19 protein-coding genes are annotated in these 19,941 nt (G+C 78.3%); 5 read left to right on the top strand and 14 right to left on the bottom strand.

The features are described 5' to 3' along the window. Nucleotides 1-39: 39 nt before the first annotated feature. Nucleotides 40-1,170, bottom strand: a complete 1,131-nt coding sequence (locus BLQ97_RS23500; protein WP_091368306.1) for an IniB N-terminal domain-containing protein — start codon at nt 1,168-1,170, stop codon at nt 40-42. A gap of 288 nt (nt 1,171-1,458) precedes the next feature. Here BLQ97_RS23500 and BLQ97_RS20455 point away from each other — a divergent pair, with 288 nt between their 5' ends. Next, nucleotides 1,459-3,348, top strand: a complete 1,890-nt coding sequence (locus BLQ97_RS20455) for an Hsp70 family protein (protein ID WP_091368302.1) — start codon at nt 1,459-1,461, stop codon at nt 3,346-3,348. Further along, nucleotides 3,345-5,948: a helix-turn-helix transcriptional regulator gene (locus BLQ97_RS20450; protein WP_245692543.1), complete on the top strand. Its 2,604-nt coding sequence runs from the start codon at nt 3,345-3,347 to the stop codon at nt 5,946-5,948. The genes BLQ97_RS20455 and BLQ97_RS20450 overlap by 4 nt, the downstream gene beginning before the upstream one ends. Before the next feature lie 12 nt (nt 5,949-5,960). On the opposite strand, the gene BLQ97_RS20445 is transcribed toward BLQ97_RS20450, so the two are convergent. Further along, nucleotides 5,961-6,236, bottom strand: coding sequence for a hypothetical protein (locus BLQ97_RS20445; protein ID WP_245692540.1), 276 nt, complete (start codon nt 6,234-6,236; stop codon nt 5,961-5,963). A gap of 105 nt (nt 6,237-6,341) precedes the next feature. Between BLQ97_RS20445 and BLQ97_RS20440 the strand changes: the two genes are divergently transcribed. Further along, nucleotides 6,342-6,980, top strand: a complete 639-nt coding sequence (locus BLQ97_RS20440; protein ID WP_091368299.1) for an MBL fold metallo-hydrolase — start codon at nt 6,342-6,344, stop codon at nt 6,978-6,980. A gap of 24 nt (nt 6,981-7,004) precedes the next feature. On the opposite strand, the gene BLQ97_RS20435 is transcribed toward BLQ97_RS20440, so the two are convergent. The 3 genes from BLQ97_RS20435 to BLQ97_RS20425 all read right to left on the bottom strand — a co-directional run bounded on the left by BLQ97_RS20435 (nt 7,005) and on the right by BLQ97_RS20425 (nt 8,276). Continuing rightward, nucleotides 7,005-7,271, bottom strand: coding sequence for a GlsB/YeaQ/YmgE family stress response membrane protein (locus BLQ97_RS20435; protein WP_091368296.1), 267 nt, complete (start codon nt 7,269-7,271; stop codon nt 7,005-7,007). A 100-nt stretch (nt 7,272-7,371) separates the two neighbouring features. Further along, the gene (locus BLQ97_RS20430; RefSeq protein ID WP_091368292.1) at nt 7,372-7,833 is read right to left on the bottom strand and encodes an SRPBCC family protein; all 462 of its coding nucleotides are present in this window, start codon (nt 7,831-7,833) and stop codon (nt 7,372-7,374) included. Then, the gene (locus BLQ97_RS20425; RefSeq protein WP_091368289.1) at nt 7,830-8,276 is read right to left on the bottom strand and encodes a MarR family winged helix-turn-helix transcriptional regulator; all 447 of its coding nucleotides are present in this window, start codon (nt 8,274-8,276) and stop codon (nt 7,830-7,832) included. Before BLQ97_RS20425 ends, BLQ97_RS20430 begins: the two co-directional genes overlap by 4 nt. A gap of 60 nt (nt 8,277-8,336) precedes the next feature. On the opposite strand from BLQ97_RS20425, the gene BLQ97_RS20420 reads away from it, so the two are divergent. Then, nucleotides 8,337-9,506 (top strand): phosphotransferase, encoded by a 1,170-nt coding sequence (locus tag BLQ97_RS20420; RefSeq protein ID WP_139173775.1) that lies wholly within the window; start codon nt 8,337-8,339, stop codon nt 9,504-9,506. Here the strand turns inward: BLQ97_RS20420 and BLQ97_RS20415 are convergent. The 3 genes from BLQ97_RS20415 to BLQ97_RS20405 form a co-directional block, all read right to left on the bottom strand. Then, nucleotides 9,493-10,233 carry a GntR family transcriptional regulator gene (locus BLQ97_RS20415; protein WP_091368283.1) on the bottom strand — a complete coding sequence of 247 codons (741 nt, stop codon included), beginning with the start codon at nt 10,231-10,233 and terminating at the stop codon, nt 9,493-9,495. The two genes, BLQ97_RS20420 and BLQ97_RS20415, sit on opposite strands and share 14 nt — an antisense overlap. A gap of 64 nt (nt 10,234-10,297) precedes the next feature. Continuing rightward, nucleotides 10,298-11,566 carry a metallophosphoesterase gene (locus tag BLQ97_RS20410; RefSeq protein ID WP_245692538.1) on the bottom strand — a complete coding sequence of 423 codons (1,269 nt, stop codon included), beginning with the start codon at nt 11,564-11,566 and terminating at the stop codon, nt 10,298-10,300. Nucleotides 11,567-11,626: 60 nt separating this feature from the next. Next, nucleotides 11,627-13,246, bottom strand: coding sequence for a CYTH and CHAD domain-containing protein (locus BLQ97_RS20405; protein WP_091368280.1), 1,620 nt, complete (start codon nt 13,244-13,246; stop codon nt 11,627-11,629). Between the two features lie 125 nt (nt 13,247-13,371). Between BLQ97_RS20405 and BLQ97_RS23110 the strand changes: the two genes are divergently transcribed. Then, nucleotides 13,372-14,406, top strand: a complete 1,035-nt coding sequence (locus tag BLQ97_RS23110) for a PRC and DUF2382 domain-containing protein (RefSeq protein WP_139173774.1) — start codon at nt 13,372-13,374, stop codon at nt 14,404-14,406. Nucleotides 14,407-14,410: 4 nt separating this feature from the next. Here BLQ97_RS23110 and BLQ97_RS20395 read toward each other — a convergent pair whose 3' ends face one another. From BLQ97_RS20395 to BLQ97_RS20370, 6 genes are read right to left on the bottom strand one after another with little or no spacing between them, the layout of a single operon-like run. Beyond that, a complete protein-coding gene (locus BLQ97_RS20395; RefSeq protein ID WP_091368277.1) occupies nt 14,411-15,172 on the bottom strand; it encodes a nitrilase-related carbon-nitrogen hydrolase in 762 nt (253 codons plus the stop codon). 22 nt (nt 15,173-15,194) lie between these two features. Next, the gene (locus BLQ97_RS20390) at nt 15,195-16,388 is read right to left on the bottom strand and encodes a pyridoxal phosphate-dependent aminotransferase (RefSeq protein ID WP_091368275.1); all 1,194 of its coding nucleotides are present in this window, start codon (nt 16,386-16,388) and stop codon (nt 15,195-15,197) included. After that, nucleotides 16,388-17,857, bottom strand: coding sequence for an RNB domain-containing ribonuclease (locus BLQ97_RS20385; RefSeq protein ID WP_091368271.1), 1,470 nt, complete (start codon nt 17,855-17,857; stop codon nt 16,388-16,390). The genes BLQ97_RS20390 and BLQ97_RS20385 overlap by 1 nt, the downstream gene beginning before the upstream one ends. Beyond that, complete coding sequence (locus BLQ97_RS20380) at nt 17,854-18,078, bottom strand: RNA-binding S4 domain-containing protein (protein ID WP_091368269.1); 225 nt, start codon at nt 18,076-18,078, stop codon at nt 17,854-17,856. Before BLQ97_RS20380 ends, BLQ97_RS20385 begins: the two co-directional genes overlap by 4 nt. A gap of 2 nt (nt 18,079-18,080) precedes the next feature. After that, entirely contained in the window at nt 18,081-18,785 is a 705-nt protein-coding gene (locus BLQ97_RS20375; RefSeq protein ID WP_091368266.1) for an MOSC domain-containing protein, read from the bottom strand. A gap of 1 nt (nt 18,786) precedes the next feature. Continuing rightward, on the bottom strand, nt 18,787-19,710 hold the full coding sequence (locus BLQ97_RS20370; RefSeq protein WP_091368262.1) for an aldose epimerase family protein: 924 nt from the start codon (nt 19,708-19,710) through the stop codon (nt 18,787-18,789). Nucleotides 19,711-19,941: the final 231 nt, after the last annotated feature.

The raw sequence follows: 19,941 nt of genomic DNA, 5'->3' as shown, positions 1-19,941 counted from the left end.
CGTCCGCCGGGACGCCGGGCCGGGCCGGGAGGCGGTCGGTCAGTGCGGCGCCTCGCCCCAGCCGCCGTCGACCGCCACGAGGGTGTCGTCGACGTCGAGGACGTCGTCGTCGGAGAGGTCGTTGTCGTCGAAGGAGTCGTTGACCGACTCGTCGACGGAGTTGTCCTGGGACAGGTCGTTGTCGTCGAAGGAGTCGTTGACCGACTCGTCGACGGAGTTGTCCTGGGACAGGTCGTTGTCGTTGAACGAGTCGTTGCCCGAGTCGTCGACGCCGTCGTCGTCGGACAGGTCGTTGTCGTTGAAGGAGCCCGTCACCGACTCGTCCACCGAGTGGTCGGAGGCGTCCGTGGTGGTGTCCCCGACCCGGCCGCCGCGGTCGGCGACGGTGGTGTCCCCCTCGTTGTGACTGCCCACCTGGTCGCCGCCGACGACGCTGCCGTCACCGGTCTCGACGCCCACGGAGTCCTCGATGACCGGGCTGTCGTCGCCGACGGTGACGGTGTTGTCCCGGACGACCGGGTTGAACGAGTCCTCGACCGTGTGGACGGAGTGGTCGTTGCCGACGTCCTCGAGGTCGACGTGCACCGAGTTGTCCGTGCCGGCGTCGACGGTGACGTCCTCGACGTCGTCGCCGGCGATCACGCCGGCGCCGTCGAGCACGACGTTGTCGTCGCCCCAGATCGCGGTCGCGTCGCCGCTGACCCAGATGCTGTGCGAGGCGTCGATCTCCACGTCCACGTCGGTGTTGCTGTAGGAGACGTCGTACAGGTGCGTGATCACCACCGTCTCGCTGCCGGCGGCCGGGACGGGGGCGGGGGCGGGTCCGCCGTGGTGGTCGCCGCCGTGGTGGCCGGCCCCGCCGTGGTGGTGGTCGTGGTGGGCGGGCACGGCGGGCTGGGCGTGCCCGCCGCCGGGCTCGTCGTCGTCGCAGCGGCCGCCGCCGTGGTGCAGAGCGTGCGGGTGGCCGTAACCGCCGTCAGCCGAGCCGCTCCAGCTCACCGGCGCGGACCCGGCCACCATCGGCATGAGGTCGTCGACCTCCGCCGGCGTGGCGTCGACCCCCGCGGCGGCGAGCGCGCCGGCCGGGTCGGCGGCGTACGCCTCGGCGGCCTCGGGGTCGCGCAGCAGGTCGAGGATGTACTCGATCAGCGAGCTGGCCAGGTCCGTCATGACAGGTCCTCCCGTGGGTGTGCGCCGTCCGCCGTGGGCCGGCAGGCAACGGCAGTCCAGCCCGCCCCCGCCGTCCCGGTCATCGGGACCTGCTCCCCTCCTCCGGTGCCGCGTTGGGGGTGCGTGCTGACTGCGCGTTAGGGGACACGGGGTGTCGCCCCCCGATCACCGGCGGGTGCGGGCGGGGCGCGTGGCGGACCCGAGACAGGTGGGGCGTGCGGGACATACGGTCCGCGGACGCACCGGTTCAGCGGACGGGTCGGCGGCCGGGCACGACGGGGGGCACCTGTGCGCGACGGCGAGTACGGGCTGGGCATCGACATCGGCGACCGCACGGTGGCCGCGGCGGTCTGCGGCGCGGGGTCGGCGGCGGCCGAGCCGCTGCCCCTCGGCCGCGCGGGCACGGCCCCCGCCGCCCTGGCGGTCGACGACGACGGCGTCCGACTCGGCGACGACCTCCCCAGCCGGCCGGTGCACGTCCTGGCGCGCGTCGGTGCGGCGACGCCGGTGCGGCTCGGGGCGCGCGCGGTCCCCGCCGCCGCGGTGGCCGCCGCGGTGGTGCAGCAGGTGCGCGCCACCGCCGAGCGGCGGGAGGGCCGGCCCGACGCGTGGACGGTGGTCACCGTCCCGCCGTCGTGGGCCGGGCACCGCCGGGGGGCGCTGGCCCGCGCGCTGCAGGAGGCCGGCGTGCCGCGCTTCACGCTGGTCTCCACCGCGGTCGCCGCCGCGGCCCGGCACGTGGCCACCGGCGCCCTGCCGGCCCGGCCGACCGTCGCCGTCTACGACCTCGGGGCGAGCACCCTCGACCTCGCCGTCGTCGGCCCCGACCCCGACGACACCGCCTCGCCGGTGCTGCGGCACCTGGCCGAACCCCCGGAGCCGGTGGCCTGGGGCGGCCGCGACGTCGACGACGCCCTGCTCGGCCTCGTCCGCCGCTGCCTGGAGGCACCGCCGGACGAGCGGGCCGGCCCGGCGCTGCGCGGCGTCTGCACGGCCGCCAAGGAGGAGCTGTCCGAGCGGACCGCCGTCGGGGTCCGGGTCGACCCGCGGGCCGGCGGCGTCCCCGAGACCGTGCGGGTGACCCGCGAGGAGCTCGACGAGCTCGTCACCGCCGCCGTCGAGGACTCGGCCGGCCGGCTGTCGGCCGCGGTCGCGGCCGCGGGCCTCGCCGCCGCGGACCTGGACGCCGTCGTGCTCGCGGGCGGCGCGTCGCGGATGCCCGTCGTCGCCGAGGTGCTCTCCGGCGAGCTCGGCCGGCCCCTGGCGCGCGAGCCCGAGCCCGGGCTCAGCGCCGCGCTGGGTGCCGCCGGGCTGGCCGCGGCCGCCCTCGCCGACGCCGGCGAGCCCGCGGACGCCACCGTGCCCCCGACCGGCCCGCCGGACACCGGCCGGCACGTGCCCGCGCCGCGGCCCGCACGACGGCAGACGGCCGGGGGCACCCCGCGGCGCCGCGCCGGCCGCTCGCTGGCGGTGGCCGGCCTGCTGCTCGCGCTGCTGGTGCTGCCGCCCGTGGTCCTCGGCCTGCTCGGCTCCGTGGGCACCGCGACGCCGGCCGGGGAGGGCGTCCCGGTGGCCCAGGGACAGCCGGTGGACGCGGCCGGGGACGCCCCGCCGCCGGGAGCCGACAGCGCGCCGCCGGCCACCGCGGACGGCGGGAGGCCCGCGACCGCGCGGCCGGCGGACACCGGCGGGACGGGCAGCGGTGAGACGGGCAGCGGGGAGACGGGCAGCGGGGAGACGGGCAGCGCGCCCACCACGACCGGCGGCGCCCCGACCGGGACGCCTCCCGGGACCGCCGCCGGCCGGACGACCGCGGGGACGACGACGGTGACGGGGACGGCCGGCACCCCCGCCGGGACGCCGTCGGCCACGGCCGGCACCCCGCCCCGGGCCCCGGCGCCGGGCACCGCGACCGGAGGTGCCCCGGGCACGACGCCGCCGCAGGACCCCTCACCGCCCTCCGGCCCCGCCCCGACCCCCACGCAGGAGCCGCCGGACGCGTCGGGCGGCCCGGGGCCCTCCGGGACCCCCGCCCCCACGGACGAGGAGACCCCCGGCCCGGCGACGCCCACCGACGCCGGGCCGGACCCGACCGGGACCCCGGCGCCGGAGCCGGGGCAGCCGGCTGCCGACGGCACGGACACCACCGCCGACGCGTCCGCGCCGGTGACCCCGTGACCGCGGCCGGGACGCTCGGCGGCACCCTCCTGCGCGGCACCGCCGTCGGGGGGAGTGCCCTGGCCGCCGTCGCCGGCGCGCCCGCGGCCCGCCCGGCCGGCCCGCACCACGACCTCGCCGCGGAGCACGGCGCGCGCGCCGTCGTGGTGCAGGGGCCCGGCGGCACCGGCAAGACCCGCCTGCTCGCGGAGCTCGCCGCCGCCCACCGGCGGGTCGGGCGGACGGTCCTCGACGGGCGCACCACCGACCCGGCCCAGGCCCCCGACGGGTGCGTCCTCGTCGTGGACGACGCCCACCGGATGACCGCGGAGCTCGCCGAGCGGGTGCGCCGGGCGCTGCTGCCCCCCGCCGGCCGGGTGGTCCTCGCCGCCCGGCCCTGGCCGCGTCCCGCCGCCCTGACCGGGCTGCTCGGCGAGCTGGCGGCCGACCGGCACCCGGTGGTGCTCGGCCACGCCGACCGCGCCACCGTGGCCGGCTGGGCGCAGGACCACCTGGGGTCGGCCGCGACGCCGGGCCTGGCCGACGCGGTGCGGGCCGGCACCGGCGGGCTGCCGTCGCTGGTCCACGACCTGCTGGCGGCCCTCGCACCGCGCGGCGGCCGGGGCGGCCGGGGTCCCGGGCGGGCCGTGCTGCCGGGCCTCCCCCCGGTCCCGGAGGAGGTGCTGGCGCGGCTGCACGCCGACCTCGACGCCCTCGACGAGCCGACCCACGCCCTGCTGCACGCCGTCGCGACCGGCGCCCCCCTGGACGACGAGGTGCTCGCCGAGCTGCTCGCCGTGCCCGAGCCGCGGGTCGCCGACCTGATCGCGGCGGGCCGCGCCACCGGGTACCTGCTGGCCGGCGGCCAGGTGGTGCCGCTGGTCCGCCAGGTCGTGCTGGCCACCACGCCCGCCGACGTCACCCGCCGAACCCGGCGGCTGCTGCTCGGCGTGCTGGTCGGGCGGGGCGAGGAACCGGTGGGCCTGGCCCGCGCGCTGGCCGCCGAGCGGGTGCGCGACCGCCGGGCGGCGGAGCTGCTGGAGCGGCAGGCCGACGCGGCGCTCACCGCCGACCCGGCGCTGGCCGCCGAGCTGCTCGGCGCGGCCGCCGACTGCGGAGCCCCGGTGTCCGGCCTGGCCGCCCGCCGGGCGCAGGCCGCCGCGCTGACCGGCGACCTCGACGGGGCGCTGCGGGAGGCCGACGCCGCCCTCGCCGACCCCCGGGCCGGGGACCGCCCGCGCGCGGCCGGGGTGGTCGCGGCGGTGCTGACCCGGCGCGGGCTGCTGGTCGAGGCCGCGGAGATGTACCGGCTGGCCGGCCCGGACCGCGCCGGGGCGGCGGCGCTGGCGCTGCTGGCCACCGGGGCACGGGAGGAGGCCGCCGCGGTCCTGGCGGAGCACCGCCCGCGCGGGACGACGGTGCTGCCGGTGAGCGAGGAGCTCGTGGCGGAGGGGGTGACCTGCTCACTGCGCTCGGGGGCCGAGGCCGCCGACGGGATCGCCGCCGCGCTGTCCACGCTGACCCGCGCCGCGGCGCTGCTGGAACCGGTGGGCCGCACCGCGCTGCTGCCCGACACCCCCTCGGCGCTGGCCGCGCTCGTCGCGCTGCACTGCGGCGAGCTCGCGGTGGCCGAGTCGGTGCTGCAGCGGGCGGTCGCCACCGACCTGGGCGGGGTGCCGGCCCGTCCGCGGCACCTGCTGCTGCTCGCCTGGATCGCCATGCTGGCCGGCCGCGGCGGCCGCGCCCGGGAGCTGGTCACCGAGGCGCAGGACGCCGCGGGCGGGCACCTCGAGCCGCGCGACGAGGTGTACCGGCAGGCGCTGGAGGTGGGGCTGGCCCGCCGCAGCAGCGACGTCCCGGGGCTGGTCCGGGCGTGGGTGCGGGCGCGCGAGGCCGTCGTCCGGTACCCGGTGGACCTGTTCACGCTGCTGCCGCTGGGCGAGCTGGTCGTGGCCGCGGCGCGGCTGCGCGACGGTGACCGGCTGCGCTCGCACCTGGCCGAGGCGCAGGCGCTGCTGCGCCGGCTGGGCGACCCGCAGCTGTGGGCGGCGCCGCTGCACTGGAGCGGCGCGCAGGCGGCGATCATCACCGACGACCCGGGCGCCCTGCGCCCGCACGCCGCCGCCCTGGTGGCCGCGGCGCGCACCAGCCCCTACGCGGCCACGCTGGCCGAGGCCGGGCGGACCTGGCTGCGGGTGCTCACCGACGAGGTCGACCCGCCGGCGGTCCTGGCCGTCGCGGAGGCGCTGGCCGAGGTGGGGCTGGGCTGGGACGGCTCGCTGCTGGCCGGGCAGGCCGCGGCCCGGGCCCGCGACCCGCGGTCCCGCGCGGGCCTGCTCGCCTGCGCGCGGACGCTCGTCGGCACCGGGACCCCCGACGGCGCGGCCGAAGCGGGGCACGACGCCGGTCCGGCGGCCGCCTCCGGCGCGCTCAGCGAGCGGGAGCGGGAGGTGGCCCGGCTGGTGGTGGCGGGGCGGACCCACCGGGAGATCGGGCTGGCGCTGTTCATCTCGGCGAAGACCGTCGAGCACCACGTCTCGCGGATGCGCCAGCGGCTGGGCGCCGGGACCCGGTCGGACCTGCTGGCCCGGCTGCGGGCGGAGCTGGGCGAGGACGCCTGAGCCCAGCGGGCGTCAGCGCGCGGAGGAGCGGGACAGCACCACGCAGGGGACGCAGACGTCGCGGGCCTCGGTGGGCCAGGGCTCGTCGACGCTGACGCGGGCGAGCGTGCCGCACAGGGTGAGCTCGCAGGCGCCGTCGACCTCGCCGGCCGGGCGGTGCAGCTCGACGGCGTGCCACAGGGCGGCGGTGGGGCCGTGCGCCCGGCTGCGGGCGGCGGCGAAGGCGGTGGCGGCGAACGCCGTGGGGGCGCCGGCGGGGGCGGGGGCGGGGACGGTCGGAGCGGCCATGCAGGGAGGGTCGGCAGCGCCCGAGCGCCCCGGGAGGCCCCGCGCCCCCGGACCACCCACACGGGTGAGGGGGCGATCACCCGGACCGGGCGGCAGGATGCGCTCATGGAGCTGACGAAGCACGGGCACGCCTGCGTGGTCATCAGCGACGGCGACCGGCGGCTGGTCGTCGACCCGGGGGCGTGGACCGAGGCCGGGGCGCTCGACGGGGCCAGCGCGGTGCTCGTCACCCACGAGCACCCCGACCACGTGGTGCCCGAGCAGCTGCGGGCGGCGCTGGAGGCCCACCCGGCGCTGGAGGTGTGGACGAACCCGTCCGTCGCGGCGCTGTTCGAGGGGCTCGGGTCCCGGGTGCACGCCGTCGGTGACGGCGACACGCTGACCGCCGCGGGTTTCGAGGTGCAGGTGCACGGCGAGTGGCACGCGGAGATCCACCCCGACATCCCCCGGGTGCGCAACGTCGGCTTCCTCGTCGAGGGCCAGGTGTTCCACCCGGGCGACGCGCTCACCGTCCCGGGGACGCCGGTGCCCACGCTGCTGCTGCCGCTGCACGCGCCGTGGTCGAAGGTGGCCGAGCTCATCGACTACGTGCGGGCGGTCGACGCCGACCAGGCCTTCGCCGTCCACGACGGCCTGCTCAACGACACGGGACTGGGGCTGCTCGCCGGCCTGCTCGGCGAGCGCGGCCCCGGCACGCCCACCCCGTACGGCCGGCTGACCCCGGGGGAGTCGGTCGAGCTCTGAGGCCGGCCGGCTCCCCCGCGGGCGTCAGCGCCGGACGGAGCGGTTCCCGCGGCCCGCGACGCTCTCGGCGACGCCGATGAGCAGCACGGCGGCGACCACGGCGAGCACGAAGCCCAGCACGTTGAGCTCCCAGATGCTGCCGGTGCCGAAGAACTGGGCGATCAGCCCGCCGATGAGCGAGCCGACCAGGCCCAGGGCCAGGGTGGCGAGGATGCCCAGGTGCTGCTTGCCCGGGACGATGAGACGGGCCAGGGCTCCGATGACGAGGCCGGCCACGAGGAATCCGATCACGACTGTCCTCCAGGAGGGGTGCCGCGCCCGGCCGGTCACCGGGCGCTCCGGCCCTCCCCCTACCCCCGCGGACGACGGCGACGCGTGTCCCGCGCCACCGTCAGTCGGCGGTGACCTGCTCCACGTGCGCCGGGAGCTTGTCCAGCTCGCCGTCGACGGTGCGCTGCACCACCCGCTGCATCGCGGTGCGGGAGAGCCGGTCGGCCAGCCGCACCCGCACGGGCTCGTGGGTCAGCGTGATGGTGACCAGCGTGCCGCCCCCGGCGCCGTCGGCGAGCTCGATGCGCGTCGTCCAGGTCTCCGGCGTGAGCTGCAGGCGGGTGGCCACCACCCGCTCGGGCTCCCACTCGACGATCTCCCCGCGCGGGGCGCCGGCGCGGGGCTGCTCGTCCTCGCCGAGCCGGCCGGGCACGCAGACGAAGCGGGTGCCCGGGCCCGCGGCCGCGCCGTCGACGACGTAGGAGACGTCGCACACCGCGCAGTAGGGCTCGAGCACGGCCAGGGCCCGCCACACGCGGCCGCGCGGGGCGGCCACCTCCCGACTGCCGCTGGCCGTGGTCACTCCCCGACCGTAACCGGCCCCGGGGCGAGGTCGGCGAGCACGGCCCGGGCCACCGCGTAGCGCTCCTCCCCCACCCGGGCGGCCCACTCCCGCTCCACGGCCGCCAGCCGGCGGCGGACCGCGGCGGTCGCCTCCCGGCCGCGGCCGGTCAGCCGGACCAGCCGGGCCCGCCGGTCGGTGGGGTCGGGGACGACCTCGACGTAGGCCCCGGCCTCCAGCGGGGCCAGCGCCTGCGCGAGCGCCTGCTTGGTCAGCCCGCTGGCCGCGGTCAGCCGGGTCAGCCGCTCGCCCTCGGGCGGCAGGAAGGAGAGCAACCGGTAGTGCCGCACCCGCAGCCCGGGGAACGAGGCGTCGCTCAGCGCGTACAGCTCGGCCCGGATGCGGTGCATCGCCTGCTCGAGCAGCACGACGACGAGCGGTTCCCCGTTGACGGGCTCGGACACGGTGGCCCACCATCTCCCCAGGTAGACAAGCGGCTTGACCATCCTCCCACGGAGCCCGCGATGACGACCTCCCCCCGCCCCCCGGCGTCCCCGGTGACCGGCCTCCCGGGCGGCACCGCCGTCGCCGAGCTGCTGCCCGGCCTGCGCCGCCGGGCGGGCGACCCGGACCTCGTCGTCGACGCCGTCACCTGCCGGCCGCTCCCCCACGACATCAGCGCGCCGTCCACCCGCGCGCTCACCCGCGTCGCCGTCGACGCCCGGACCGGGTCCGGCGCGCCGGTGGTGCTGCGCCTGGTGGCCAAGGAGCTGCAGGCCGCGCGGTACGGCCTCCCCGCGCAGATCCCCGAGCCCGAGCGCCGCCGCCTCGACGCCGTCATCCCCTGGCGGCTGGAGGCCGACGTCCTCGCCGCCGACGTCGCCGGCTGCGCGGTGCCGGGCCTGCGCCCGCCGGACGTGGTCGCGGTGCACGAGCAGCCCGGCGACCGGCTCACCCTGTGGCTGGAGGACGCCGAGCCCGTCGGGACCCCGTGGACGGGCGACGACACCGTGCGCGCCGCGGAGGCCCTCGGCCGCCTCGCCGCCCGCCGCCGGGGACGGCCGTGGCCGGCCCTGCCCTCCGGTGACTTCCTCACCGGCTACCGGGACGACCAGCTGGGCAGCTGGGCGGTTCCCTGGCTGCTCGACGACGCCACCTGGGCCGCGCCGGTGATGCGGGTCCCCGAGGTCGTGGCCCTGCGGGCGGAGGTCTGCGCGCTGGCCCGCCGCGTCGGCGACCTGCACGCCCGCCTGGCGCCGCTGCCGGTGCTGCCCAGCCACGGCGACGCGACCCCGATGAACCTGCTGCGGCCGGCCGCGGCACCGGACACGTTCGTGCTGGTCGACTGGGCGATGGCCGGGCCCGCGCCGGCCGGGTACGACCTCGTGCCGCTGCTGTTCGGCCGCGGGGAGTGCGGCGCCGCCCCCGCCGGGGAGGTGCCGGGCCTGCTCGGGCCCGCCGTCGCGGCGTACGTGCGGGGGCTGGCCACCGAGGGCGTGACGGTGTCCGCCGAGGAGGTGGAGACCGGCGTGCTGCTGGCTGCGCTGCTGCGCTACCCGTGCACCGGGATGCCGCTGCACGTGCTGTTCGAGCCGGCGACCGACGAGCTGCTGGCGTACGCGGCGCGGCGCGCGGACTTCGTGCGGATGGTGCTCGACCTCGAGCCCCGGCTGGCCGCGCTCAGCGGCCGGTGACCGAGACCTCGAACTCGACCTGGCTCACGTCGGGGCGCAGCCGGGAGAAGCTGTGCACCAGCGGGTGCCCCGCGCTGTCGCGGACGGTGGTGCGCACGACCAGCAGCGGCGACCCGGCGGCGACGCGCAGCAGGTCGGCCTCGTCCGGGGCGGCGGTGCCGACGTCGACGACGATCCGCGCGTGGGCGAGGTCGGCGCCGTACTCGCGGCGGAGGAAGTCGTAGAGCGAGCCCTCGGTGAAGTCCTCCTCGGCCGCCATCGGGTAGCGCGCGGCGGGCAGGAAGCTGTGCGCGACGTGGTTGGGCGCGCCGTCCACGCTGCGCAGCCGCTCGAGCTCGACGACGTCGGTGGCCACCTCGAGGGCCAGCTCGGCGGCCACCGCCGCCGACGCCGGGACGACGCGCTGCTGCAGCACCGTCGTCCCCACCTGGGCGCCCTGCTCGGCCATGACCGAGCTCCACCCGGCGATGCGGTGCACGAAGCTCTCGCGGTACTCGTGCCGGATCGCCGGGCGGGTGACGTAGGTGCCGCGCCCCTGCTCGCGCACGAGGTGGCCGTCGGCGACCAGGCCGTCGACGGCGCGGCGCAGGGTGATCCGGCTCACGCCGTACTCGGTGCACAGCAACGGCTCCGGCGGCAGCAGCGCACCCTCCGGCATCGCCGCGACCCGGCGCCGGAGGTGCTCCCGGACCGAGAGGTACTTCGGTCCCGCCGTCGCCGCCGTCACGCCCCCCACCCTAGGCGCCGGTAGACGTCTGCGGACGTCATGTCGTATGAGACGTCTCTCGTGTTCACCCGGTCGAGGCGCGCAGCTCGACCACGGTGACCTCCGGGCGGGCACCGACCCGCATCGGCGGCCCCCAGTACCCCGCGCCCGCCGTCACGTAGAGCTGGGTGTCGCCGTGCCGAGACAGCCCCTCCACGGCGGGCTGGTCGAGCCGGATCGCGTAGTCGAAGGGCCACAGCTGACCGCCGTGCGTGTGTCCGGACAGCTGCAGGTCCACGCCGGCGGCACCCGCCTGCTCCACCTGCACCGGCTGGTGCGCCAGCAGCACCACCGGGGTGGCGTCGTCGCGGCCGTCGAGCGCCGCGTCGAGGTCGGCGCCGTGCCCGGGGACGCCGGAGCGAGCCGCCGTCCGGTCGTCGATGCCGGCCAGGTCGAACGACGCCCCGTCACGGGTCACCGGCACCCGCTCGTTGCGCAGCACCTCCACGCCCAGCGTGGGCAGGTGGCGCAGCCACGCCCGGGTGTCGACGAAGTACTCGTGGTTGCCGGTGACGAAGTAGACGCCCTGCTCGCTGACCAGGTCGGCCAGCGGGGCGACCTCCCCGCGCAGCTCGTCGACCTCGCCGTCGACCAGGTCGCCGACGATCGCCACCACGTCGGGACGCTGGGCGTTGACCACCTCGACCAGCCGCTCGAAGCGCCGTCCGCCGTAGGTGGCCGACAGGTGGCCGTCGGAGAAGGTGACGATCCGCAGGCCGTCGAGGGCCGGGTCCAGCCGCGGCAGGGTGACCGGCACCCGCCGGACGACGGGCGCGGAGTTGGCGAGGTAGGCGCCGGTGCCGGCGGTGGCCAGGGCCGTCACCCCGGCCGTGACCGCGAGGGACCGGGCGATGAACAGCCGCCGGGAGGGGTCCGCCGGCTCGGAGGAGAGCTCCGCGGGGGCCGGCTCGGGCGCGGGGCCGCCGACGGGCACGGGCTCGCGGGCGGGCGCGCGCCGGCGGTCGAGGACGCGCAGCAGCAGGCGCACCGGCTCGAGGGCCAGCAGCGCGAGGAAGGCGTAGAAGGCGACGCCGAGCCAGCTGAAGCCGACCCAGGCCAGCGGCGCCTGCGCCGACAGCGACAGGTCGCGGCGGGTGAGCACGGCGGCGGCGGGCAGCAGCGCGAGCAGGACGGTGAGCCAGGTGAGCCGGCGGCGCAGCCGTCCCGGGCGGGTGGTGCCGCGGACCAGCCGCCACCACAGGTAGCCGTGCAGGACGAGCAGCGCCGCCAGGACGACCGTGCCGAACCCCAGGAGCGCGATCAGGGACAGTGGAAGGACCTCCTCGCCCCCCACCACTCGCAGGCTCGCGGTGGGCCCCTGCGAGGAGGCCGTCGGAGGCGGGGCACCCCCAGGTTACGCGCGGGCGGCGGCCCGGACGGCGGCGCGCAGGCCCGGCTCCAGCGCCCAGAACGCCTGGTCGGCGTGCTCGGCGCGGGCCTCCTCCAGGCCGTGCAGCCGGCCGTAGGTGAAGGTGTCCTCCCCCGCGCCGACGGCCGCGGTGGCCAGCCGCAGGCACCACTGCCGGGTGACGACGGTGTCCTGCGCCTCGCCGAGCACGTCCTGCACCTGCTTCGTGCAGGCGACCAGCGCCTCGGCGGGCGCGCCCAGCACCGTCGCGGCGACCTCGGCGGTGTAGCGGACCCGCTTGGCGGCCTTGCGCACCTCGTGCAGGGCGTGCTCGGTCTCGTCGAGGTGCGCCCCGGGGTCGGCCGCCTCGCGCCCGCGGGCCTCCTCGACGCGGGACCGCAACCGCTTCCCGGTGCGCCGGACCGCGTCGGCGAGGACGGCGTGCGCGGGCTCGCCGGCGGCGGCGAGCAGCGGCGGGTCGGCGAGCAGCGCGTCGAGGGAGTCCAGCAGCGCCAGGTGCCGGCGGTCCGACAGCGCCCGGACGGCGGCCTTGCGGCCGCGCTCCACGTCGGCGACCTCGGTGGACCGCAGCCGCGCGGACACCGGGCCGCGGACCAGCTCGACCGGCTGGGCCTCGACGACGGACCTGAGGTGCTCGAGGGCCACCTCGCCGTCCCGGGCGCCGGAGAGCTGCCCGCCGATCCACTGCAGCTCGTCGCGCACCGGGTCGGTGGCGGTGCGGTCGAGGACCGGCCGGAAGGCGGCCAGGACGCTGCGCAGCCGGCGGCAGGCCACGCGCAGGTCGTGGACGCCCTCGGGGTCGCCGGTGCGCACGCCGATGTCGGCCGTCTGCAGCGCCCGGGCCTGCGCGCGCACGGCGGCGAGCACGACCTCGGCCGCCGTCGGCCCGCCCCGGTCGCGCTTCCTCCCCTTGCCGCCCTTCTTCTTCCTCCCGCCGTCCTCCGCGACGGCGGCGGGCGGACGCGGCGGGGCGGGCGCCAGGGCGGCGAGCCGGTCGGCCAGGACGCGGGAGAGCTTCGAGGGGACGGCCGAGGGACGGATGCCCGCGTCGGCAAGCGCGGCGGTCACGGCGTCGAGCAGCGCCTCGTCGCCCTCGACCAGCTCCACCTCGACCTCCCGCCAGGTGGTCGTGGTCGCGGCCGCGCCCTCCTCGGCGGCCAGGGCGGTGCCGGTGACGGTGTCCGCGGCGACCTCGGCGAGCACCCGGCCGCCGTCGTCGAGCAGCGGCGTGACCTGCCGGGTGGTCTGCAGGGTGGCGACCGGCACCGGCCGGACCCCCCGCAGCACGGCGGTGACCGGCTCGGTCACCGCCCGCGGCACCTGGGTGCGCCGGACCCCCAGCGGGGCGTGCAGCTCGCGGCGCGAGCCCGCCACCGCGGTGGGCAGCTTGAGGTGCCAGCCGGCGTCGGTGCCGCCGGTGCGGCGCCGCAGCGTGACCCGCGCGCGGGCCAGCCGGAGGTCGGGGGTGTCCCAGTAGGTGGCGTCGAGGTCGTGGGTGACGACGTCGCCCACCGCGGCGATCCCGCCGACGCCCGTCACGTCGGGCAGGACGGCGTCCGGCCCCATCTCGAACTTGCGCTCCACCTCGAGCTGTCCGCTGGTCACGACGTCCTCCTCCGACCGCAGTCCCGTGATCGACCGTAGGGGCGCGACGGGTGTCGGGGCACGTCAGAGCGGGCACTGTCCCGCGCGAGCGACGCCAGAGCCGGCGTTCCGAGGAGGCGAGCACCGTGTTGAGCGAGCGAGACCTGTCCGCGGCCATCGGCAGCACCGCGCAGGGTCCGGACGGCGAGAAGATCGGCACCGTCGAGAGCTTCTTCGTCGACGACCGCACCGGCGCGCCCACGTGGGTGGCCGTGGCCACCGGCCTGTTCGGCACCCGCCACTCGATCGTGCCCGCGACGCAGGCCACCTTCACCGACGGCGTGCTCAGCGTGCCGGTGGGCAAGGAGGCGGTCCGCTCCGCGCCGCACCTGCGCGGGGACCACCTCGGCCCCGAGGAGGAGGACCAGCTCCGGCAGCACTACGGCCTGGGCAGCCCGGGCCTGGCCGCACCCGGCCCGCAGGACCCCGGCCCGGGCGCGCCCGGCCCCGACGCGGCGGCCGCCCCGGCCACCGGCGCCTGGTCGCCCGCCGCCGACCGCCCGGTCCCGCCGGGGAGCGAGGCACCGGACGCGGGGGCCACCGCGCCCGCCGCGCCGACGCAGCGGGTGGCCCCGGTGGGCGCCGCCGGCGGTGCTCCCGCCGCCGTCCCGCCGCAGACCGCACCGCAGCCCGCCGCCCCGACCCCTGCCCCGACCGCGGCCGAGCCGCCCCGGCAGGCACCCGACGGGTCGATGGTGCGCAGCGAGGAGCGGCTGCGGGTGGGCACCGAGCAGGTGGCCGCCACCCGCGTCCGGCTGGTCAAGTACGTGGTCACCGAGCACGTGCAGGTGACCGTGCCGATCCGCCGCGAGGAGATCCGGGTCGAGCACGTGCCCCTCGACGCCCCCGACGTGCCCGGGGAGTCCCTGGCCCCCGCCGGCACCGGCGCCCCCACCGGCACCGGCGCCCCCACCGCCGGCAGTCCGCTCGGCGCGGGGACCGGTGCCGGCCTGCCCGAGGAGATCGTGCTGCACGCCGAGCGCCCGGTCGTGGGCGTCGAGGTGGTGCCGGTCGAGCGGGTGCGGCTGCGCACCGAGCTGGTCGAGGGTCAGGAGCGGGTCACCGAGCAGGTGCAGCGCGAGCAGATCGCCGTCGACCAGACGCCGGCGCCGCCGCACTGACCCCCTAGCTGCGGCGGTCGGCCAGGAAGGCGAAGCGCTCGCGGGTGGCGGTGACCTCGGCGGCGTCGACGTCGGCGAGCACCAGGGTCTCGCCGCCCGCGGCGCTGGCCAGGACCTCGCCCATCGGGCTGACCACCTGGCTGTCGCCGGCGTGCTCGATGCCGTCGCCGCCGGTGCCGACGCGGTTGCCGGCGACCACGTAGGCCTGGTTCTCGATGGCGCGCGCCCGCAGCAGCGTCGTCCAGTGGTGGCGGCGGGCGGCCGGCCAGTTCGCCGTCACGAGGTAGACGTCGGTGGTCGGGGCCGCGGTCCAGAACACGTCGGCGAAGCGCAGGTCGTAGCAGACGAACGGGGTGACCCGCAGGCCCCCGACGGTCACGCTCACCGGGGCGTCGCCGGCCAGGTAGCGCTCCGCCTCGCCGCCGTGGGTGAACGGGTGCAGCTTGCGGTAGCGGTGCACCGTGCCGTCCGGGCCGGCCAGCACCAGGGAGTTGTACGGCAGCTGCTCGCCCGGGGCGACCTCCGGGCAGCTGCCGGCCACCCACACGCCGTGCGCGGCGGCCTGCTCGCACAGGAAGCCCGCCGACGGGCCGTCCTGCGGCTCGCCGATGCCCGGCGTCATCGAGAAGCCGGTGGAGAACGTCTCGCTGAGCAGCACGAACTCCGCCCCGGCCGCGGCCGCGCGGGCCACCTGCGGCGCCAGCCGGGCGTAGTTGGCCTCGCGGTCCTCCCAGACGATGTCGTGCTGCACCACACCGAACCTCACGACCGACCTCCCGATCCAGACCTCACGTGCGCATCCTCCCCAGCCGGGCAACCGCCTCGGCGAGCACCTCGTCGCGCTTGCAGAACGCGAAGCGCACCAGCGAGCGGCCGAGGTCGGCGTGCTCGCGCGTGTAGAAGACGCCCGAGGGGACGGCGACCACCCCGGCGCGCTCGGGCAGCTCGCGGCAGAACGCCAGCCCGTCGCCGTCGGGCCGCACGCCCGAGACGTCCACGGTGGCGAAGTAGGTCGCCTGCGGGCTGACCGTCGGCAGCTCGGCCTCCCGCAGGCCGGCCACCAGCACGTCCCGCCGGCGCTCGAGGTCGGCCGCGATGCCGGCGAAGAACGCGTCGGGCAGCGCGAGCCCCGCGGCGATCGCCGGCTGGAACGGCCCGCCGTTGACGTAGGTGAGGAACTGCTTGGCGGTGCGGACGGCGGCCACCAGCGGCGCCGGGCCGCAGATCCACCCGATCTTCCAGCCGGTCGTGTTGAACGTCTTGCCGCCGCTGCCCACGACCAGCGTCCGCTCCCGCATGCCCGGCAGCGTGGCCGCCGAGACGTGCTCGGCGCCGCCGAAGACCAGGTGCTCGTAGACCTCGTCGGTGAGCACCAGCAGCCCCGCCTCCAGCGCCACCTCGGCGACCTCGGCCAGCTCGGCGCGGTCGAGCACGGTGCCGGTGGGGTTGTGCGGTGAGTTGAGCAGCAGCAGCCGGGCGCGCGGGGTGACCGCGGCGCGCAGGTCGGCCGGGTCGAACGTCCAGTGGCCGTCGCCGGTGCCGGGCGGCGGAGGGGTCAGCGGCACCGGCCGGACGACGCCGCCGGCCATCGCGACCGCGGCGGCGTAGCTGTCGTACATCGGCTCGAGCAGCACGACCTCGTCGCCGGGCTCGACCAGCGCCAGCAGCGCGGCGGTGAGCGCCTCGGTGGCGCCGGCGGTCACCAGCACCTCGGTGTCGGGGTCGTAGCGCAGGCCGCGGAAGCGCTCGAGGTGCGCGGCGACGGCGGCCCGCAGCTCCGGCGTCCCCGGACCGGGCGGGTACTGGTCGGCGGGGGTGCCGATCGCGGCCCGGGCGACGTCGAGCACCTCGGCCGGGCCCGGGGTGTCGGGGAAGCCCTGCCCCAGGTTGATCGACCCGGTGGCCACCGCGAGCGCGCTCATCTCGGCGAACACCGTCGTCCCGAAGCCCTGCAGCCTCCCGGCCAGGTACGGCTCGCGCATCAGTCCCCCACCACCGTGAACCGCACCGACCGCCGGGCGACGTCGGCCTCGACCAGCCGCACCCGCACCCGCGAGCCGGGCACCAGGCCGGCCCCGCTGCAGCGGGCGCGGATGGCCGGCTCGGCGAGCACGACGGTGCCCCGGTCGTCCTCCACGTCCACCACCACCGCGGCGAACTCCTCCCCCGTGCGGCCGGCGAGCAGCCAGGCCTCCGTGGCGTCGACGGCGGCCCGCTCGACCGCCCGGGTGCGCCGGTCGGAGGCGGCCATCGTCGCCGGCAGCGCCGGCAGCGCGGCGCGGACGGCGGGGTCGGGCTCGCGGCCGGCGGCCACCGCCAGGCAGACCTCGGTGGCGAACCGGTCGGCCAGCCGGCGCAGCGGCGCGGTGACGTGCGCGTACGGCGCGCCGACGCCGGCGTGCCCGGTCTGCTCCGGCGGGGCGCCGTCGAACGCGGTGTAGGCGGCGCCGCGCAGCAGGGTCGCCGCCTCCTCGCGGAAGGCCGCGTGCCGCGGGTCGACGCCGTCGAGGGCGGCCAGCACCCGACCCGGACCGGCACCGTCCGGCCACGCGACGCCGAGCGCGGGTGCCAGCCGGCGCAGCCGGTCCACGTCCTCCGCCCGCGCGGGCGGCAGGGTGCGCAGGAGGCCGACCCCGGCGCCGAGCATGAGGTCCGCCGCGACCCGGCCGGTGAGCAGCGAGATCTCGGCGTTCCACCGCTCGACCGGCAGGTCGCTGCGGCTCACCAGCGTCCAGCCGCCGGCGTCGGTGCGCACCACCTGCTGCTCGGGCGTGCCCAGCTCGACGGCGCCGCGGGCGACGGCGGCCTCCTCGAGCAACCGCCCGAGCTCGGGCAGCAGCGCGATCGGCTCCGGGAGGGTGCCGGCGTCGGCGGCGGCCTGCACCTCGGGGTAGGCCAGCTGCGCGCGGCTGCGGACGCGGGCGCGGCGCAGGTCGACCGAGCGCACCGCGCCGTCGCCGTCGAGCCGGACGGTCCACAGCGCCGCCGCCCGCTCCTGGCCGGCCAGCAGGCTGGCGGCACCCTCGCTGAGGCCCGGCGGGTGCAGCGGGGTGCGCCCGTCGGGGCTGTAGAGGGTCTGGCCGCGGCGGTGGGCCTCGGCGTCGAGCGCGCTGCCCGGGCGGACCACCGCACCGACGTCGGCGATGGCGTAGCGGACCAGCCAGCCGGCGCCGTCCCGCTGCAGGTGCACGGCCTGGTCGAGGTCGCGGCTGCCCGGCGGGTCGACGGTCACCAGCTCGACGGCGGTGGCGTCCTCGTCGGGCAGCACCGGTGGGCGCGCGGCCTCGGCGAGCACCTCGGGCGGGAAGTCCTCGGGGACGTCGAACTCGGCACGGATGACGGCGAAGTCGGGGCCCGGCGGGGCGTCGTCCGGCCAGCGCGGGAGGACGGGGTCCCAGACGCCGCTGCGCCGGCCGGCCCACGGCGCCGTCTCGTTCCACGTGGAACTCACGCGACGCGCACGTCCCCGGCACCGGCGATCGAGACGACGTCGCCGCGGCGGACCTGCCGGCCGCGGCGGTCCTCGGGCTCGCCGTTGACCCGCACCGCGCCGGTGACCAGCACGTCCTTCACCTGGGCGCCGGTGGGGACGGCGTCGACCAGCTTGAGCAGCTGGCCGAGGCGGATGGAGTCCTCACCGGGACGGAGCTCGACGGTGCGCACGGCGTCCATCCTCAGGCCGGCACGAGCTCGTCGCCCACCGCCACCCGGCCGGGCACCGGGACGAGCGCGCCGACGGCGAGGGTGCTGGCCCGCTCGCGGTGGATCGTCTTGAGGACGGTGGTGTCGCGGCCGATCCCGCCGGGCTGCGGGCGGGTGACCATGACGCAGCGGCTGACCGGCTTGAGCACGTCGAGCACGGCGGTGCCCAGCCGCACCGTGCTGCCCAGGAGGCCGTCCTCGCCGGCGCCGTCGAGCAGCACGTTCGAGCGGAACCGGCGCCGGTCCCACGTGCCGAGGGTGCCGGTGGAGACCAGCGAGACGCGGGTGCGGGAGCTGTCGTGGAAGGCGCCAGACGCGCCCTCGAAGGCGTCCCAGACGTCCTCGTCGTCGTCGGGGACCTCGTAGTGCCGCGGTCCGTGGTCGGCCTCCGCGGCGCGCAGCGTGACCGACCGGCCGAGCCAGTCGGACAGGACGCCGTCGTCGGTGGTCACCGTGCCGTCGGGCAGCACCACCTCCACGCCGCCGTCGGCGGTCAGCCGGGCGGCGGCGAACAGCAGGTCGGGGACGCGGCGCGCGGTCAGGCCGTAGCCGGTCGAGCGGTCGAACAGCGCCCACTGCCGGTCGCCGGCCAGCCCCTGCGGGCCGACGTCGACGGCGTCGAGCCGCTCGCCCTGCAGCGACTTGACCGGGTAGCGCCACAGCTCCAGCACGCGCACGTCAGGCCGCCGTCCAGGTGAGGGTCCAGGTGCCCGACCAGCTCTCCCCGGGGTCGAGGACCACGAGGTCGACGCCGTCGGCGAGCGCGTTGGGCGGGCACGTCATCGGCTCGACGGCGAGGCTGCGGCGGCGCTGGCCCTCGGGGAGGGTGTCGCCGCTGTAGACCTGCAGCCACGGCCAGGCACCGTCGACGGCGAGCTCGAGCGCCCCGACGGGCCCGCGCAGGGAGACGCGGGCCCAGCCGTCGCCGTCGCGGACGAGGTCGGTGACGGCGTCGTCCAGCGCGCGGTCACCGATCCGGCCGACGGCGCCGTCGAAGGGCCGGCGGCCGCCGGTGGGCAGGCCGCCGTCGAGGTCGAGGGCGGTGCGGGCGGGGACGGTCAGCTCGGCGTCCCCGATGCCGCCGTCCCGGGTGGCGCCGACCGACAGGTAGGGGTGCATGCCGGCGCCGAGGGGCGCCGGCCGGTCGCCGGCGTTGCGGACCCGCACGGTCACGGTGAGCCGGTCGGGGGTCAGGTGCGTGTCGACGGCGGCGGCCAGGCGGAACGGGTAGCCCGGGCGGGCCTCGACGACGGTGCCCACGGTGAGCGCGTCGGAGTGGCGGGCCAGCACCGACCACTGCTGCCAGGTGACGAGCCCGTGCGCGGCGGGCTTGTCCGGTCCGGCGGTGTCGAGCTGGAGCTGCCGGCCCTCCCACGTCCACCGCCCGTCGCGCAGCCGGTTGGGCCACGGCAGCAGCACGCCGCCGCGCCGCCCGGCCGGGACGCTGCCCGCCGGGTAGCCGTCGAGGACCTCCCACTCCCCGACGGTCAGCGCCCGGAGGCCGCCGCCGCGCAGGTCGACGGCGAGCCGGGCGTCCCCGCTGACCAGCTCGACCCCGGTCGGCTCGGTGGGCGGCCAGGCGGTCATCGGCGGGACGCTCATGCCCGGCAGCCCACCACACGCAGGCCGCCACAGCCCAGCGGGTCCGCGCCGTCGCACGGCAGGCCGACGCGGTGGGCGCGGCGGGGCACCGTCGAGGACCGGGTCGTCGGGGTACGGCCGGGTCCACGGGCACGCGCCTGCACCTCGCGCAGGAAGACCGCCGCACCGGTGGGCCCGATGCGGGGAACCCGACTGATGTGCCGCCGGCCGCCCTGCCCACCGGCGCGGCGG

The organism is Geodermatophilus telluris (assembly GCF_900102745.1).
Lineage (GTDB): Bacteria > Actinomycetota > Actinomycetes > Mycobacteriales > Geodermatophilaceae > Geodermatophilus > Geodermatophilus telluris.
The sequence above is the reverse complement of the archived record's forward strand: the minus strand, read 5'-3'. Positions and strand labels throughout refer to the sequence as shown.